At 69.3% G+C, this 17135-nt stretch carries 15 protein-coding genes; 10 read left to right on the top strand and 5 right to left on the bottom strand.

Annotated features, from left to right (window positions below; translation table 11 throughout):
• Positions 1-10: 10 nt before the first annotated feature.
• Positions 11-1315: an NAD(P)/FAD-dependent oxidoreductase gene (locus tag ACLNGM_RS19535; RefSeq protein WP_416356216.1), complete on the bottom strand. Its 1305-nt coding sequence runs from the start codon at positions 1313-1315 to the stop codon at positions 11-13.
• A 354-nt stretch (positions 1316-1669) separates the two neighbouring features.
• On the opposite strand from ACLNGM_RS19535, the gene ACLNGM_RS19530 reads away from it, so the two are divergent.
• The 10 genes from ACLNGM_RS19530 (at position 1670) to ACLNGM_RS19485 (ending at position 13845) form a co-directional block, all read left to right on the top strand.
• Positions 1670-2764, top strand: coding sequence for a transporter substrate-binding protein (locus ACLNGM_RS19530; RefSeq protein WP_416356215.1), 1095 nt, complete (start codon positions 1670-1672; stop codon positions 2762-2764).
• Positions 2761-3366 carry an ANTAR domain-containing response regulator gene (locus ACLNGM_RS19525; protein WP_416356214.1) on the top strand — a complete coding sequence of 202 codons (606 nt, stop codon included), beginning with the start codon at positions 2761-2763 and terminating at the stop codon, positions 3364-3366. The genes ACLNGM_RS19530 and ACLNGM_RS19525 overlap by 4 nt, the downstream gene beginning before the upstream one ends.
• Positions 3344-4252, top strand: a complete 909-nt coding sequence (locus tag ACLNGM_RS19520) for an ABC transporter permease (RefSeq protein ID WP_416356213.1) — start codon at positions 3344-3346, stop codon at positions 4250-4252. The genes ACLNGM_RS19525 and ACLNGM_RS19520 overlap by 23 nt, the downstream gene beginning before the upstream one ends.
• Positions 4252-5172 (top strand): ABC transporter permease, encoded by a 921-nt coding sequence (locus ACLNGM_RS19515; RefSeq protein WP_416356212.1) that lies wholly within the window; start codon positions 4252-4254, stop codon positions 5170-5172. The genes ACLNGM_RS19520 and ACLNGM_RS19515 overlap by 1 nt, the downstream gene beginning before the upstream one ends.
• Positions 5173-5186: 14 nt before the next feature.
• The gene (locus tag ACLNGM_RS19510) at positions 5187-6803 is read left to right on the top strand and encodes an ABC transporter substrate-binding protein (RefSeq protein ID WP_416356211.1); all 1617 of its coding nucleotides are present in this window, start codon (positions 5187-5189) and stop codon (positions 6801-6803) included.
• Position 6804: 1 nt separating this feature from the next.
• Complete coding sequence (locus ACLNGM_RS19505) at positions 6805-7749, top strand: acetamidase/formamidase family protein (RefSeq protein WP_416356210.1); 945 nt, start codon at positions 6805-6807, stop codon at positions 7747-7749.
• On the top strand, positions 7749-9521 hold the full coding sequence (locus tag ACLNGM_RS19500) for an ABC transporter ATP-binding protein (RefSeq protein WP_416356209.1): 1773 nt from the start codon (positions 7749-7751) through the stop codon (positions 9519-9521). Before ACLNGM_RS19505 ends, ACLNGM_RS19500 begins: the two co-directional genes overlap by 1 nt.
• Positions 9522-9683: 162 nt before the next feature.
• Positions 9684-11090, top strand: coding sequence for a c-type cytochrome (locus tag ACLNGM_RS19495; RefSeq protein WP_416356208.1), 1407 nt, complete (start codon positions 9684-9686; stop codon positions 11088-11090).
• Complete coding sequence (locus ACLNGM_RS19490; protein WP_090958773.1) at positions 11084-11578, top strand: (2Fe-2S)-binding protein; 495 nt, start codon at positions 11084-11086, stop codon at positions 11576-11578. The genes ACLNGM_RS19495 and ACLNGM_RS19490 overlap by 7 nt, the downstream gene beginning before the upstream one ends.
• Entirely contained in the window at positions 11578-13845 is a 2268-nt protein-coding gene (locus ACLNGM_RS19485) for a molybdopterin cofactor-binding domain-containing protein (RefSeq protein ID WP_416356207.1), read from the top strand. The genes ACLNGM_RS19490 and ACLNGM_RS19485 overlap by 1 nt, the downstream gene beginning before the upstream one ends.
• Before the next feature lie 17 nt (positions 13846-13862).
• Here the strand turns inward: ACLNGM_RS19485 and ACLNGM_RS19480 are convergent, their stop codons facing one another.
• From ACLNGM_RS19480 to ACLNGM_RS19465, 4 genes are all read right to left on the bottom strand, one after another.
• Positions 13863-14279 carry a DUF2934 domain-containing protein gene (locus tag ACLNGM_RS19480; RefSeq protein ID WP_416356206.1) on the bottom strand — a complete coding sequence of 139 codons (417 nt, stop codon included), beginning with the start codon at positions 14277-14279 and terminating at the stop codon, positions 13863-13865.
• 58 nt (positions 14280-14337) lie between these two features.
• Positions 14338-14523: a CsbD family protein gene (locus tag ACLNGM_RS19475; protein ID WP_416356205.1), complete on the bottom strand. Its 186-nt coding sequence runs from the start codon at positions 14521-14523 to the stop codon at positions 14338-14340.
• A 170-nt stretch (positions 14524-14693) separates the two neighbouring features.
• On the bottom strand, positions 14694-15422 hold the full coding sequence (gene aqpZ, locus ACLNGM_RS19470) for an aquaporin Z (RefSeq protein WP_416356204.1): 729 nt from the start codon (positions 15420-15422) through the stop codon (positions 14694-14696).
• Positions 15423-15612: 190 nt separating this feature from the next.
• On the bottom strand, positions 15613-17115 hold the full coding sequence (locus tag ACLNGM_RS19465) for a PAS domain S-box protein (protein WP_416356203.1): 1503 nt from the start codon (positions 17113-17115) through the stop codon (positions 15613-15615).
• Positions 17116-17135: the final 20 nt, after the last annotated feature.

Genomic DNA, 17135 nt, shown 5'->3' with positions numbered 1-17135 from the left:
CGGCGTCGCCTCAGACCGCGGTGCCGAGCTTGATGCGGCTGAGGTCGGAGAAGCGGGGGATCGCGTAATCCTCGGTCCCGACCATGGTCGGGCGGCCGGTCAGCACCTCGGCGGCGAGGCGTCCCGCGCCCGGCCCGATGCCGAAGCCGTGGCCGGAGAAGCCGGTCGCCACCACGACGTCGGGATCGGTCTCGATCCGGTCGATATAGGGGATCGCGTCGGGGGTGACGTCGATATAGCCGGCCCAGCGCTGGAGGATCCGGGCGCCGCCGAGCGCCGGGAAGAAGCCGGCGGCCTTTCGCAGAAGGGCCTCTCCGTCGCCGGCGCGGGGCCGGGGGTCGAGCATCCGCGCGCCGGTGTAGGATCGGGGCGCCAGCGTCTCGCGGAAGGACTGCAGCGCGATGTGCGGGCGGATGCCGCGGCCCTGCTGGCGCAGCATCGGTGCGAACTCGCGAAGGAAGCGGAGGCTGTCGGGCGTCAGCGGCGCGTCGTAGGTCGAGCTGTCGGCGATCGTGTAGCCGCCGTCGAGGCGCTTGCGGACGCCGATCTTGTCGATCCAGATCGAGGCCTCGGGACCACCCTCGACCGCCGACGTGCGGAACACGGAGCCGAGGACCTTCAGTTGCGGCAGGCGGAGGCCAAGGCTTCGGCAAAAGGCGCTGGACCAGGCGCCGGCCGCCACGAGAATTCCGGAGCACGCGATCCGCCCATGCTCGGTGAGAACGGCGTCGACCCGCCCCGCCGACCGCTCGACGCCGTTGACCGCGCAGGGCGCGAGGACGGTCAGGCCCTTGGCCCTGGCGGCGCGCACGATCGCCGGGACGGCGAACTGGGGTTCGGCGCGCCCGTCGCTCGCGACGAAAAGGCCGAGGCGCTGGCGCAGCGGCGCATCGCGCGTCACCTCACGCAGGCGCGCGCCCGTCAGGATCTCGGCGTCGACGCCCTGCGGCCGGGCCATCCGTGCCCAGGCCTCGAACGAGGCTTCCTCTTCGGCGGTCTCGGCGACGAAGAGCGTGCCGTGCTGGCGGAAGCCGACATCGGCGCCCACCGTCTCGGCCATCCCGCGCCATAGGCGCAGGCTCTCGACGATCAGCGGCACCTCGCGCTCGTCGCGCCCGGCCTGGCGGCACCAGCCCCAGTTGCGGCTGGACTGCTCGCCGGCCACCTGTCCCTTTTCGCAGAGGACGACGGAATGGCCCGCTTCGACGAGATGAAGCGCGGCCGCCGCTCCGATGATGCCGCCGCCGACGACGACGAAATCCACCTTGGCCGGCACGCGCGTGTCGCTGGCGACGAGATCGAGATGAGGTCCCATGATGGCTCTTCGTAGAGCAAACCGGGGAAGGGGCGGTCAAGCCTTGCGATCGCGACGGGCGTGGATCAGGGCGCCGGGCTTACGAGAGCCGAGTTGTATGGCGAAAGGCGCCGTGGCACGCTCACCCATCCTCCCGGCGGCATCCGCCGTGCGACGATCGCCCATCGATATGCCTACAAACTAGGCAAGCCCTTCTTCTCATCAAAGTGGTTGACGCCGCTGTGATCCTGTCGCAGGATCGCCCGACATACCGGCCTTGTCTGCCGGACGGCATTCGAGCCCCGTCGGTCCGACGCGACGCCCTCCCGGCATCGCGGCGCGCTTGCGGGGCTTTTTCGTTTCGGGAACTGCGACTTGAAGCAACCCATCGACATCGGCGTCCTGTTCTCCCGCTCCGGCAGCTACGACCGGCTCGGCGAGGCGTGCCGCGAGGGCGCGATGGGGGCGATCGAAGCCGTCAACGCCGATCCCGCGCGGCGCATCCGCTTCCGTATCGCCGAGCGCGATCCGGCCGGCCGGATCGAAGCCTATGCGCCGCTCTGCGCCGATCTCGTCGTCACTGATGGCGTGCGCCACGTCGTCGGCTGCATCACCTCCTGGAGCCGGAAGGACGTGATCCCGGTGCTCGAGAAGCACGGCGGACTTCTGTGGTATCCGGCTCCTTACGAGGGGTTCGAGGCGAACGAGCACGTCGTCTACCTGAACGCCGCGCCCAACCAGCACCTCGTGCCGCTCGTGGCGCACGTCGCCGCGCGATACGGGCGCGACGCCTTCCTCGTCGGCTCGAACTACATCTGGGGATGGGAGATGAACCGCATCGCCCGCGATCTCGTGGCAGATGCCGGCGGCGAGGTGAGGGGCGAGCGCTACCTCGCGCTCGGCGACACGGATGTCGGCCGGCTCGTCGCCGAGATCCGGACGACCGCGCCGGACTTCATCCTCAACAACCTAATCGGCCCGTCTTCCTATGCCTTCTACGAGGCCTATGCGGCGCTCGGGCGCGAGGACGAGCGCTTCCGGCCGGAACGCCGGCCGATCGTCTCCTGCAACCTGACCGAGGCGGAACTCCCCTCCATCGCCCCCTTCGGTGACGGGCACCTCTCCTCGCTTCCCTTCGTCCACGACGGCGCGCCGGGACCGGGCTCCTCGTTCGAGGCGGCGGCGCACGCCGCGGTCACGGTGCTCGCCGATGCGATCGAGGCGGCGGGGACGGACGAGCCGTCGGCGGTCCGCCGTGCGATGGGTGCGGGCATCCGCGAGACGGCGCTCGGGCCCATCCGCGTCGATCCGCTGACGCAGCATGCGGCGCTGCCCGTGCGCATCGCGCGCGTTCGCGGAAGCCGCTTCGAGGTGCTGGAGGAAAGCCGCGGGCGGGTCGAGCCCGATCCCTACCTGTCGCACTACGATCCGACGGCTACCTTTCGGCCCTCGCTGAGGCTGGTGAAATGACCCGGCGCGCGCGCATCCCCAATCTCGGCGGCGCCAGGGCCGTCGTCCTCCACCGCGAGCACGCCGCCGTCGAGGTCCTGATCCGCCAGCTCGGTGCGATCGGCCTCGAGGTCGAGCAGGCTTGGCCCGATCTTCCCGCGACCGCCGCCGGCGCGGACTTCCTGTTCTTCGACGTCGACCACGGCTTCGACGAGCAGTTTCCGTGGAAAGCCGGCGAGGCGCCGATGCCGCTCGTCGCCTTGATCGGCTCGGAAGCGCCGGGGCGCATCGAATGGGCGCTGTCGCTCCAGGCGGACGCGCAGATCGTGAAGCCTGTCGGCAATGCCGGCGTCTATTCGGCGCTCCTGATCGCGCGGCGCGCCTTCGACGAGCGGCGGCGGCTCGGCGAGGAGATCGCCTCGCTCCGCCGTCGCATCGGCGAACGCCAGACCGTCGTGCGCGCCGTCGTCGCTCTATCCGGAGCCGGCATCGGCGAGGAACAGGCCTATGCGCAGCTCCGAGCGCTCGCCATGAGCTGGCAGGTCAGCCTCGAGGGCGCCGCCCGCCGCATCGTCGAACTCAAGACCACGGAGGCCTCGGATGAGCGTCCTCGTCTCGCCTGACACGTCGGCGGTCCCTCCTGCCGCGCCGGTCGGCGGCGAGGGCGTCCTGAAGCGCCTCCTGTCGCGCAAGCTCGGCGTTCTCGGTCTCGTCGTCATCGCCGTGGTCGTGCTGGCCGCGATCTTCGCGCCGCTGATCGCCCCGTTCGACCCGAACGAACAGTTCTTCGACGGCCTGTCGCTCGAAGGCTCGCCGCTGCCGCCCTCCGTGACCTACTGGCTCGGCACCGATCTTCTCGGCCGCGACCTCTTCTCCCGCCTTCTCTACGGCGCCCGCAATTCGCTCGTCATCGGCATCGTCGCCAATGGGGCGGCGCTCGTCATCGGGACGCTGGTGGGCGTCGTCGCCGGCTACTATCGCGGGGTCGTCGGCTCCGTGCTGATGCGCTTCACCGACCTGATGATGGCCTTTCCGGCCTTGCTTCTGGCAATCTGCCTCGCCGCCGTGCTGCGGCCGAGCCTCTGGATCGTCGCCCTCGTCATCGCGCTGGTGAACTGGGTGCAGGTGGCGCGCGTCGTCTATTCGGAGACGCGCTCGCTCGCCGAGCGCGAGTTCATCCAAGCCGAGGTGACGCTCGGCGCCAGCTCCTCGCGCATCCTGTTCCGGCACGTCCTGCCACATCTCACCTCGACGGTCATCGTCTACGGCACGCTCGGCATCTCGACGACGGTTCTCCTCGAGGCGACGCTGTCCTTCCTCGGCGTCGGCGTGCAGCCGCCGGATGCTTCGTGGGGCAACATCATCTTCGAGAACCAGACCTACTTCCAGGCGGCCCCCTGGCTGGTCTTCTTTCCCGGCGCGGCGATCCTCCTGCTCGCGCTCGCCTTCAACCTCGTCGGCGACGCGCTGCGCGACGCGCTCGACCCGACCGAAGAGGGGCGCGGCTGATGGCGGTCTACCTCGCGCGGCGGCTCGTGCAGGCCGTCCTCATCCTGATCGGCGTCAGCCTCATCACCTTCGTGCTTCTCTATCTCCTGCCGGCCGACCCGGCGCGGCAGATCGCCGGCCGCACGGCGACCGCCGCGCAGGTCGCCAACATCCGCAGCCAGCTCGGGCTCGACCAGCCGTTCTTCGTCCAGTACGCGCGCTATCTCGGCCATCTCGTGCAGGGCGACCTCGGGCGCTCCTACCTCCAGCGCTCGGAGGTGGCGGACCTCATCTGGGCGCGGCTTCCGGCCAGCCTCCTCCTGATGCTGGCCGCGATCGTCTGCGAACTCGTGCTCGGCCTGACGATGGGCATCCTGGCTGCCGTGCGGCGCGGACGGGCGAGCGACCACGCGCTGATGGTGACGTCCTTCGTCACCGTCTCCGCACCGCAGTTCGTGGTCGGGCTGCTTCTCCTCTACGTCTTCGCCGTCAAGCTCGGCTGGTTTCCCATCGGCGGCTACGGCACCTTCTCCCACCTCGTGCTGCCGGCGCTGACGCTCGGCATCCTCGGTGCCGGCTGGTACGCGCGGATGATGCGCTCCTCGATGGTGGACGTCCTGCGCCAAGACTACATGCGCACTGCCCGCGCCAAGGGCCTGAAGCGATGGACCATTCTCCTGCGCCACGCGCTGCCCAACGCCATCCTGCCGATCATCGCGATGATCGGCATCGACATCGGCCTCTTCATGAGCGGCATCGTGGTGGTGGAGAGCGTCTTCGGCTGGCCCGGCATCGGCCAACTTGCCTGGCAGGCGATCCAGCGCGTCGACCTGCCGATCATCATGGGCGTCACGCTCGTGTCCGCCCTCGCCATCGTGATGGGGAACCTCGTGGCCGATCTCGTCGCCCCCTTCGTCGATCCCCGCATCAAGCTCCAGTGAAAGGAAGCCCGCCCATGCTCGCTCGTCTCAAGCGCGGCGCCGCAGCGCTCGCCATCTCCGCCGCCGTCCTGTCCGCGCCGATGGTGGCGCATGCGCAGGAGGGCGACACGATCACCGTCACCTACAAGGACGACATCGCGACGCTCGATCCCGCGATCGGCTACGACTGGCAGAACTTCTCGATGATCAAGGCGATCTTCGACGGGCTGATGGACTACGAGCCGGGCACCGCCAAGCTGCGGCCGGGGCTGGCCGAGTCCTACGAGATCTCGCCGGACGGCAAGGTCTTCACCTTCAAGCTGCGCGACGGCGTGAAATTCCACAACGGCCGCGCGATGACGGCGGAGGACGTGAAATACTCGTTCGAGCGCACGGTGAACCCGGCCACCCAGTCGCCGGGCGCCAGCTTCCTCGGCTCGATCGAGGGCTTCGAGGCGATGCAGGGCGGCACGGCCACCGAACTGTCGGGCGTGAAGATCCTCGATCCGAAGACGGTGCAGGTGACGCTGTCGCGCCCCGACGCGACCTTCCTGTCGGTCATGGCGCTGAACTTCTCCTTCATCGTGCCGAAGGAGGAGGTCGAGAAGTCGGGCGCCGACTTCGGGCGCAACCCGGTCGGCACCGGCGCCTTCAAGCTCGCCGAATGGACGCTCGGCCAGCGTCTGGTCCTCGAGAAGAACCCGGACTACTACCGTGAAGGCGCGCCCAAGCTCGGCGGCATCACCTTCGAGATCGGCCAGGAGCCGGTGGTCTCGCTGCTGCGCGTGCAGAACGGCGAGGTCGACGTGCCGGGCGACGGCATCCCGCCGGCCAAGTTCCGCGAGGTCATGGGCAACCCGGCCGAGGCCGCGCAGGTGGTCGAGGGCGTGCAGCTCCACACCGGCTACATCACGATGAACACCAAGGCCGCGCCCTTCGACAACCTGAAGGTTCGCCAGGCCGTCAACATGGCGATCAACAAGGACCGCATCGTCCAGATCATCAACGGCCGCGCGACGCCTGCCAACCAGCCGCTGCCGCCGACGATGCCGGGCTACATCCAGAACTTCGAGGGCTACAAGTACGACGTCGAGGCCGCCAAGAAGCTCCTGGCCGAGGCCGGCCACGAGGGCGGTTTCGAGACCGAGCTCTTCGTCGCCAACGTTGATCCGCAGCCGCGCATCGCGCAGGCGATCCAGCAGGATCTCGCGGCCATCGGCATCAAGGCCTCGCTGCAGAGCCTTGCGCAGGCCAACGTCATCGCCGCAGGCGGCTCGGCGGAGGGCGCACCGATGATCTGGTCGGGCGGCATGGCCTGGATCGCCGACTTCCCGGACCCGTCGAACTTCTACGGCCCGATCCTCGGCTGCTCCGGCGCGGCCGAGGGCGGCTGGAACTGGGCGAAGTACTGCAACGAGGCGCTGGACACGGAGGCCGCCGCCGCCGACGCGATGGTCGACCCGGCGAAGGCCGCCGAGCGGGCGGCCGCCTGGGGCGAGGTCTACCGGAAGGTGATGGCCGATGCGCCCTGGGTGCCGGTCTTCAACGAGAAGCGCTACACGATGCGCTCGGCCCGGATGGGCGGCGACGACGCCCTCTACATCGATCCGGTCAACACCCCGATGAACTACCGCTACGTCGAGACCAAGTGAGATGTGCAAGGCTTGCGACTACACGATCCACGGCCGGCAGCATCATTTCGGCTGGGACAACTCGTTCGAACCGGCGCTGCGCGTGGCGCCGGGTGCGACCATCGAGTTCGAGTGCCGGGATTCATCGGCCGGCCAGCTGACGCCGGACTCCACCGTCGAGAGCGTCACCGCTCTCGACTTCTCCAAGATCAACCCGGTCTCGGGTCCGATCTTCGTCGAGGGCGCAGAGCCGGGCGACGCGCTGAAGGTGACGATCGAGGGTTTCAAGCCGTCCGGCTTCGGCTGGACCGCCAACATTCCCGGCTTCGGACTTCTCGCGGACCAGTTCACCGAAGCCGCGCTGACGATCTGGACATATGACCCGAACTCGCTCGAGCCCGCCGCCTTCGGCCGGCACGGGCGCGTGCCGCTGAAGCCCTTCGCCGGCACGATCGGCAATGCGCTGGCCGAGCCGGGACACCATTCGGTGGTACCCCCGCGCCGCGTCGGCGGCAATCTCGACATCCGGGACCTCTCGGCCGGCACCACGCTCTACCTCCCGGTCGAAGTCGCAGGCGCCCTGTTCTCGGTCGGCGACACGCACGCCGCGCAAGGGGACGGCGAGGTGTGCGGCACGGCGATCGAAAGCCCGATGAACGCGGTGCTGACGCTCGATCTCGTAAAGGGCGCCAATCTCGCCATGCCCCGGTTCACGACGCCGGGCCCCGTCACGCGCCATCTCGACGCCAAGGGCTACGAGGTGACGACGGGCGTCGGTCCGGACCTGATGACCGGCGCGCGGCAGGCGGTCGCCGACATGGTGGAGCTTCTGGCGCAGCGCTACAACCTCAACCCGGTCGACGCCTACATGCTCGTCTCGACCTGCGGCGACCTTCGCATCTCCGAGATCGTCGACATGCCGAACTGGGTCGTCTCGTTCTACTTCCCGCGGGTCGTGTTCGAGTGATGATGGGCAGGGTCCTGCCGCGCGAGGCGATGGCCGCGGCCACCGCCCCGGTGCTCTCGGTCCGAGACCTCACGATCTCGGTCGGGGAGGGCGCGCGCGCCCGGACGCTGGTCGAGGGCCTGTCCTTCGACCTCGCCCGCGGCGAAACGCTCTGCATCGCGGGCGAGTCCGGTTCGGGCAAGTCGCTGACCTCGCTCGCGATCATGGGCCTTCTGCCGCAGCCGGGGCCGGTGGTCGCCGCCGGCTCGATCCGTCTTGGCGAGGAGGACCTGACCGAGGCGTCCGAGAGCCGGATGCGGCGGGTGCGCGGCGACCGGATCGCGATGATCTTCCAGGAGCCGATGACCTCGCTGAACCCGGTGCTGACCGTCGGTCGCCAACTGGTAGAGGCGATCGACGCGCATCGCGACGTGTCGGCAGCGGAAGCGAGGCGGCTTGCGCTCGACGCGCTGCAGGCGGTGCGCATCCCCGAGGCCGAGCGGCGGATGGGGCAGTATCCGCACGAATTGTCCGGCGGCATGCGCCAGCGCGTGATGATCGCGATGGCGCTCGCGCTCGAGCCCGACGTCCTGATCGCCGACGAGCCCACCACGGCGCTCGACGTGACGATCCAGGCGCAGGTTCTGGGCCTCCTGAAGGAGATCCAGGCGACTCGCGGCACCGCGCTGATCCTGATCACGCACGACATGGGCGTCGTCGCGGAGATGGCAGACCGGGTCGTCGTCATGCGCGCGGGGCGCGAGGTCGAGGCGGGGGCGGTCGTCCCGCTCTTTGCGGCGCCGAAGGAGGATTACACCCGCGCGCTGCTCGCCGCCGTGCCGCGCATGGGCGACGGAAGCAGGCGCGAGACCGCCGCGACACCGGCCCCGGTCGCCGAGATCCGGGACCTTCGGGTGCGCTTCCCCTTGAAGGGGGGGCTTTTCGGCCGCACGGTCGCCGAGGTCCACGCGGTCGCCGGCGTCTCGTTCGACGTACCGGCCGGCGCGACGCTTAGCCTCGTCGGCGAGAGCGGCTGCGGCAAGTCCACCACTGCCAAGGCGATCGCCGGGCTCGTGCCCTACGAGGGGCACTTGTCGGTCGGCGGCCGGTCGGGGCAGGACCTGTCGACGTCGGAGCGCAAGGCGCTGCGCCGCGACGTGCAAATGATCTTCCAGGACCCGTTCGCCTCGCTCGACCCGCGCTGGCGGGCCGGCGACCTCGTGGCCGAGCCCCTCGCGGTCCACGGCATCGGATCGGCGCGCGAACGCGAGGAGCGGGTCGCTGCGCTGTTCGAGCGCGTCGGCCTCCAGCCGGACGCGATGCGCCGCTACCCCCACCAGTTCTCCGGCGGCCAGCGCCAGCGAATCTGCATCGCCCGCGCGCTCGCGCTGCGACCCAAGCTCATCATCGCCGACGAGAGCGTGTCGGCGCTCGACGTGTCGGTGCAGAGGCGCGTGCTCGAACTCCTGAAGGAACTGCAGGCCGAGTTCGGCATCGCCTATCTCTTCATCAGCCATGACATGGCCGTCGTCGAGAACATCTCCGACCGGGTGGCCGTGATGTATCTCGGCCAGATCGTGGAAACGGGCACGGCGCGTCAGGTGTTCGGCGATCCGCGCCACGCCTACACGCGGCGGCTGATCGAGGCCGTGCCGGTCCCCGATCCCGCCCGTCGCCGAGCGGGTTTCCCGCGCCTCGTCGGCGACATTCCGAGCGCGGTGCGCCGCGTGGGCGATCCGCCGGCGCGGCTCGTCCTGACGGACGTCGGCGAGGGACATCTCGTCGCACAATGATGACCGGCACCGGCGCAGGGCGCCCGTACGGGGCGTTCCTCGCCTTCTATTGAATGGCCGCATACGCAGTCTGTCGCCGCGAAGCCTTGGAGGGGGATGGCATCCCGCTAGCTGATCGTTTGTAGCGCTTCCAATCTGGCGGCGCCATGAAACGAGCGGCCGATGAAACTGCGCCACGCCGGCCTCGGCCTCCTTGCAATCGTCGTTTTCGGCGCGGCCGGCTTTACGGCCTATGCCTGGGAGAGCGAGATCGCTCCCGTCGAGCGTGCCGCCTCGAAGCGCTTCGAGCCCGCGCTCGTGAAACAGGGCGCGGACCTTGCGGCGGTTGGAAACTGCGTGGTCTGCCACACCGCGCCGGGCGGCAAGCCCTTCGCGGGCGGACTGCCGCTGCCGACGCCCTTCGGCACGATCTATGCGACCAACATCACCCCGGACTCCGAGACCGGGATTGGCCGCTGGAGCGAGGCGGCGTTCACGCGCTCGATGCGCGAGGGCGTCGACCGGGAGGGGCGACACCTCTATCCCGCCTTTCCCTACGACCATTTCACGCTGGTCTCGGACGCCGACAACCGCGCGCTCTATGCCTACCTGATGACGCGCGAGCCGGTGGTCGCCGAGCCGCCGCCGAACGAACTCCCGTTTCCGCTCAACGTGCGCCTGGTGCTGGCCGGCTGGAAGCTCCTGTTCTTTCGCGAGGGCACGTTCGAAGCCGATCCGGCGAAGGACGACGTGTGGAACCGTGGCGCCTATCTCGCCGAGGGTCTCGGCCACTGCAGCGCCTGCCATTCGCCGCGCAACCTCCTCGGCGCCGAGAAGCGAGGCGACGACCATCTGGCCGGCGGCGAATCCGAAGGCTGGACGGCCTATGCCCTGAACGCGGCCTCGCCGGCACCGATCCCGTGGGACGTCGACAGCCTGACCCACTACCTGCACCAGGGCTGGGAAGCCCGGCACGGCATCGCGCGCGGGCCGATGGCGCCGGTGAACGCCAATCTCGGCACGCTGCCCGAGGCCGAGTCCCGCGCCATCGCGACCTACATCGTCTCGCTGATGGGGGAGCCTTCACCGGAGCGGCGGCAGCGCGCCGAGACGCTGACGGCCGAGGCGACGATCCATCCGCCGGGCGCCGTGGTTCCCTCGGCCGGCAGCCAGACCGTGCCGGTCGCGCACGATTCGGCTGACCGGGGCGCCGCGATCTATGCCGCCGCCTGCTCGACCTGCCACGATGCCGGGCGCCCGCTGCCCTACGGCGGGCTGCGCCTCGATCATTCCACCGCGATCTCCGGTCCGACGCCCGCCAATCCGATCAACGTGGTCCTCAACGGCATCCCGGCGCCGGAGGGCGAGCGCGGCCCGATCATGCCGGGTTATGCCGGCGCGCTCGACGATGGCCAGATCGCCGATCTCCTCGCCTACATGCGCCGCACGTACAGCGACAAGCCGCCGTGGGACGACCCGGCCGACCTCATCGCCGAGGCGCGGGCGCGCGGGGCCGAGAACGGCCAGCGCTCGCTCGACACCGGCTCCGCCGCACCAGCCAATCCTTCCAAGCGAGAGCCCACATGGTAAGCCTCACCGTGAACGGCACGCAGCACCAGATCGAGGCCGATCCCGACACGCCGTTGCTCTACGTCCTGCGCGACGAACTCGGGCTGCACGGGGCGAAATACGGCTGCGGCCTTGGCCAATGCGGCGCCTGTACGGTGATGGTGGGGGGCGAGGCGGTCCTGTCCTGCGTCACTCCCTTGGTCGTGATGGAAGGCAAGTCGGTGACGACGGTCGAGGGCCTCGGAACGATCGAGGCGCCGGGGCCGATGCAGGCGGCCTTCATCGCCGAGCAGGCCGCACAGTGCGGCTACTGCATTCCCGGCATGATGATGCGGGCGCAGGCGCTTCTGGAGCGCGACCCGGAGGCCTCCGACGAGGCGATCCGCGCCCACATGGAGCCGAACCTCTGCCGCTGCGGCACGCATATGCGCATCCTCGCCGCGATCCGGAGGGCGGCGGAGAGCATGCGCACCGCAGGCGTCGGAACCACCGGCGCGAGGGCCGGCTGATGACCCGTCACGATCCCCACGCGCTGACCCGCCGCAGCGTGCTTCTCGGCACCGGCTCTCTGGTGCTGGCCTTCTCGATGCGCGGCGCCTTCGCGCAAGGGACGACGTCGCCGGGCAGCGAGACGCAGAACTTCCAAGAGGTGGAGGAGGCGGCGCCGGACCTGCCGGGCAGCCTCAAGACCAATCCGAACCTTGAATCCTGGTTGCGGATCGACGCCGACGGGCGCGCCACCGTCTTCACCGGCAAGGCCGAACTCGGGCAGGGGATCCGTACCGCGCTCCTCCAGATCGCGGCGGAAGAGCTCGAGATGCCGTTCGAGAGCCTCGCGCTGGTCGGGCCGGACACGAGCGAGAGCCCGAACGAGGGGTTCACCGCCGGCAGCCATTCCGTGCAGGACAGCGGTCGGGCGATCCGGCATGTCAGCGCGCAGGTGCGCGAGATCCTGAAGGGCGAGGCGGCCCGGCGCTGGGGCGTGGCGCCCGACGCCGTGCGCGCCGAGGCGGGTGCGGTGATCGCCGCGGACGGACGCCGCGTCTCCTATGGCGAGCTCGTGTCCGGCGACCTCGTCAGGGGCCGCGCCGGTCCGGACGCGGTGCTGAAGCCCACAGTCGAGTTTCGCGAGATGGGCCGTCCGCGAGCGCGGATCGACATTCCCGGCAAGGTCACCGGCGCGCCCGCCTATGTGCAGGACATGCGACCCGACGGCATGGTGCACGGGCGCGTCGTGCGCCCGCCGAGCCCGCGCGCGCGCCTCGTCTCCGTCGACAGCGCGCCGGTCGAGGCGATGCCGGGCGTCCTCAAGGTCGTGCGCAACGGCTCGTTCCTCGGCGTCCTCGCCGAGCGCGAATGGCATGCGATCAAGGCGATGTGGACGCTCTCGACGCTCGCCCGTTGGGAGGAGCGCGAGGACCTGCCCGACGCGTCGCAGCTCCCCGACTACCTCCTGTCCCGACCCGTCACCGATGGGCAGGTCGCCGAGGAAGGGCAGACGGGCGCGCCGGGCCTCACGCCGTTCGAGGCGCGCTTCACGCGGCCCTACCAGCTGCACGCCTCGATCGGCCCGTCCTGCGCGCTGGCCGTCCTCCAGGACGGCGTGACGACGGTCTGGACGCACACCCAGGGCGTCTATCCCGATCAGGAGGCGATCTCCGAGATGCTGGGCGTCGGCGTCGAGGCGGTGCGCTGCATCCATGTCGAAGGGTCGGGCTGCTACGGCCACAACGGCGCGGACGACGCGGCGGCCGATGCCGCGCTTCTCGCGCAGGCCCTGCCGGGCCGTCCGGTGCGCCTCCAGTGGATGCGCGAGCAGGAGCATGCCTGGGAGCCGTTCTCGCCGGGCATGGTCACGCGCGTTCGCGCCGGCACGGATGCGTCGGGCACGATCCAGGACTGGACCTACGAGGTCTGGAGCAACACCCACAACTCGCGGCCCGGCGGGGCCGGAGCCCTTCTGCCCGCGCAGTATCTCGACCGCCCGTTCGCACCGACGATCCCGACCGTCCGCATCACGCCGGAGGGCAACGGCGACCGCAACTCCAACCCGCTCTACGCCTTTCCCAACCGCGACGTCGTCTGGCACTTCATCGAGGAAATGCCGCTCCGGGTCTCGGCGCTGCGCGGCCTCGGCGCCTACATGAACGTCTTCTCCATCGAGAACGCGATGGACGAGCTGGCGCTGAATGCGGGCGCGGACCCGGTCGAGTATCGCCTGCGCCACATGCAGGACGAGAGGGCTCGCGCGGTGATCGAGCGAACCGCCGCGATGTTCGGCTGGAAGGCCGGTGAGACGCCTCCCGCACATCACGGCTACGGCTTTGCCTTCGCGCGCTACAAGAACCTTGCGGCTTACTGCGCGGTGGCGATGGAGGTGATGGTCGAGCCCGACACCGGACGCGTGCGCATGGTGCGCGCCTCGACGGCGGTGGATGCCGGCGAGATCGTCAACCCGGACGGAATCGCCAACCAGGTGCAGGGCGGCATCGTGCAGTCGGCGAGCTGGACGCTCTACGAGGCCGCAACCTTCGACCGGACCCGCGTGACCTCGGTGGACTGGTCGACCTATCCGATCCTGCGTTTCGACGCGCTGCCCGCCTCGATCGACGTCGAAGTCATCCCGCGTCCGGGCGATCCGTTCCTCGGGGCCGGCGAATGCAGCCAGGGGCCCGGCGGCGCGGCGCTCGCCAACGGGATCGCCCGCGCCATCGGCACCCGGATCCATGACCTGCCGCTGACGCGCGAACGCATCCGCGCGGCCGTCGGCGTCTGAAGCAAAGCGCTAAGGTTTCAGCGAGCGATGTGCCGCCCGGCGTGGCGGCGCTCGAACCGCGCCCGGACGTCGGCTTCGATCTCGCGCGAGGCGGCGGCCCAGAACTCGTGCTCGCGTCCCAATGGGCAGCCGGCCTCTTCCCACAGGAAATAGGCCCGCTCCTTCACGAGCGGTTCGAGGTCGATATGGCTGTCGTCCTCCGCGTCGGCGGTCTGTGCGGGCGAGAAGAGGTAGAAGCCGGTCTCCGACAGCACCGCGCGATAGGTCGCCCGGTCGGGCTCGGCCAGCTTCTCCGCGATGTCGGCGCTCTGGCCGGCAAAGACCCATCCGTCGCCCGAGAGGAAATCCGGAAGGTCGGAGGCTTCCGGAACGGCGCAGAGGGTGACGATGTCACCCTCCTTGCGGAAGAGCTTCAGCATGATGGGTCCGCCCATGGGAGGGGGCACGCCTTCCGCGGGATACGGCTTGCGGCGGGCATCGGTTGGGGGCGGATCACGACCGGCGGGACGCTTCGCCCTTGCGCGGCGGGGCGTCCTTCTTGCGGCCTTCCGCCTTCCCGACCGCCTTTTCGGCGGCTCCCTCGGCCTCGACCCGTTCGTTTCCGATCACCTTGCCGAGCGCTTCCTTGACGGAGCCGAGGGCTTCCTTCTTGGCCGCCTGATCGTTCTTCTCTTCCATCCCGCACTCCTCTGCTTCGGGCTGGGGGCGGCATCGCCCTGCGACGCCGCCCGTGGTTTCAACATGGAGGGAAGACCCGACGCCCCCAAGTGTCACGGGCATCAGGTCGGCTGATGCAGGCGACCCCGATAGCCGTCTTCATCAGTGCTTTCCCGGTTACGTGACCCGCATCAGGGCGCGCGCTGGTCGTCCGCGCCGATGCCGCGCGTCGACTCGCCCGGCGACAGGATATGGCGCCAGATCAGGGCACCGGCCACGGCGCCGGCCAGCGGTGCGATCCAGAACAGCCAGACCTGACCGAGCGTGCCGGTATCGGCGAAGAAGGCGACGGCGAGCGAACGAGCCGGGTTCACAGACGTGTTGGTGACCGGGATCGAGATGAGGTGGATCAGCGTCAGGCCAAGGCCGATCGCGATCGGCGCGAAGCTGCCGGACGCGGCGGTCGCCGTCGATCCGAGGATGATGATGAGGAAGAAGGCGGTGAGGACGAACTCGATCAGGAAGGCCGACCCGAGGCCGTAGCCGCCCGGCGACTTCACGCCATAGCCGTTGGACGCGAAGCCACCGGCAGTGAAGTCGGCCTTGCCGGTCGCGATCGCATAGAGGACGATAGCGCCGAGGATGCCGCCAAGTACCTGCGCCAGCCAGTAGGGGCCGAGCTGGTTCCAGGAGAAGCGGCCGGACACCGCAAGGCCCAGCGAAACGGCCGGGTTGAAATGACCACCGCAGATGCCGCCGACGGTGTAGGCCATCGTGAGAACCGTCAGGCCAAACGCCAGCGCGACGCCGGTAAAGCCGATGCCGAGCTCCGGGAAGCTTGCGGCAAGAACGGCGCTTCCGCACCCTCCGAAAACGAGCCAGAAGGTGCCGAAAGCTTCGGCGGCGAGCTTCCTGAACATGAATGCCATCCTGTCTTTGACCTGCCTTCGGGCAGTGTGGGGCGTTGGTTTCGCCGGCAGGCCGATGCCTGACTGATGCCGCGTTCATTCCCCGTCGAAGCTAGAGGATTAGCCACCCAAATAAGTCGCATCTGCACTAGTGCAGCTGATGCGAATCTAACTTTCTGGCGTGCGAAACGATCTTTGACGATCAGGTCTTCTTGGGACGCTTGGCCGGCGGCTGGGATCCGACGATCCCGCGCTCGCGGGCCCAGACGATCGCCTCGCCCCGGCGGTGAACGCCGGTCTTGGCATAGATGCGCTGGACATGGTTGCGAACCGTATTGCGCGACAGGAAGAGCAGCTTGGCAATCTCGCCGTCGTCGAGCCCCTGCGAGATCAGCCCAAGCACCTGCCGCTCCTTTTCGGTCAGGTCCGCGCCGCTTGGTTTCCGGGCGCCCTCCCGCTGCGGCGAGCGCATGTCGGCGAGCTTCTCCATCACGCTCCGGCTGAGCCAGGAGGTGTCGGCGAGCGCCTCCTCGATCGCCCGCACGAGTTCGAGCTCGGATGTCTTGCGTGCGGTGATATCCTGGAACACGTCGAGGACGCAGGTTTCGCCGCCGATGCGGATCGTCTCCGCCGAGACGAGGCAGTCGGCGGTCGAGCCGTCCTTCTTCTTCAGCTTCGCCTCGTAGCCGCGGAAGCCGCCGGTCTCGACGAGCTCGCTCTCCATGCGGCGGCGCGTCGTCGCCGTGTCCCACAGCTCGATCTCGGCCGCGCTGCGCCCGACGACCTCCTCGATCGCCCAGCCCGTCTCCTTCAGAAAGGCCTCGTTGACGTCGACGATGCGGAAGCCGTCGAGCGTCGAGACCTTCATCGGCACCGGGGCGAGGCGGAAGGTCTTGGCGAACTTCTCCTCGCTGTTGCGCAGAGCCGACTCCGCCTTCCGGCGCGGCTCGAGATCGGCGAAGGTGAACAGCATGCACCGCTCGTCGCCGATCTCGATCGGCTGTCCGGCGACGATGACGAGCTTGGTCTCGCCTTCCGGCAACGGCAGCGACGCTTCCATCTGCGGCACCGTCGCCCATTCCGACAGGCGTGCCTTGCCGAGTTCGCGCCGATCCGCGCCCGACATCACGTCGAGGTCGTAGACCGACCGGCCGATAATGGCCTGGCGCGTATAGCCCGTCATGTCGAGGAAGCCCTGGTTCACGCGGATGAACCGGAGATCGCTGATGCGGCAGATTAGGGCGGGGGCGGGGTTGGCGTTGAAGGCGCGCTCGAAGCGCTCGATCGCCTGCATCTCGTCCGTTGCGTCGGTGACGATGAGGACGAGGCAGTCCGGGTCGCCGTTCGCGTCGTTGAGGACGAGGCTGCGCACGCGGTGGACCCATTCGGGCTCCGTCTCGCCGTGGCGCGCGACCTCGACCATGACGTCGGTGAACAGTTCGCCCGCGACCACGCGGTCCGCCGGATAGGTGCCGTCGTCGAGGGCGTGATGGTTGCGGTAGCGCAGCTGGAACCGCTCGCGATATTCGTCCACGGTCCGTCCGAGATCGGCCAGTTCACGCGCTCCGTGCATCGACAGGGCTGCGGTGTTTGCCCAGGCGATCGTCTGATCGGGATCGATCAGGATCACGCCCTCGGTCAGGCCGGCGATGATCTGCTGGAGCTGCTGGCGTTCGATACGTTGTCCGCTGGAGCGGGGACTCATGAAGGGTTCCATCTCGGGGG

It is taken from the genome of Aureimonas phyllosphaerae (genome assembly GCF_047943035.1).
GTDB classification, from domain to species: domain Bacteria; phylum Pseudomonadota; class Alphaproteobacteria; order Rhizobiales; family Rhizobiaceae; genus Aureimonas; species Aureimonas phyllosphaerae.
Note: the sequence above shows the minus strand (reverse complement) of the source record. Positions and strands in the feature narration are given on the sequence as shown.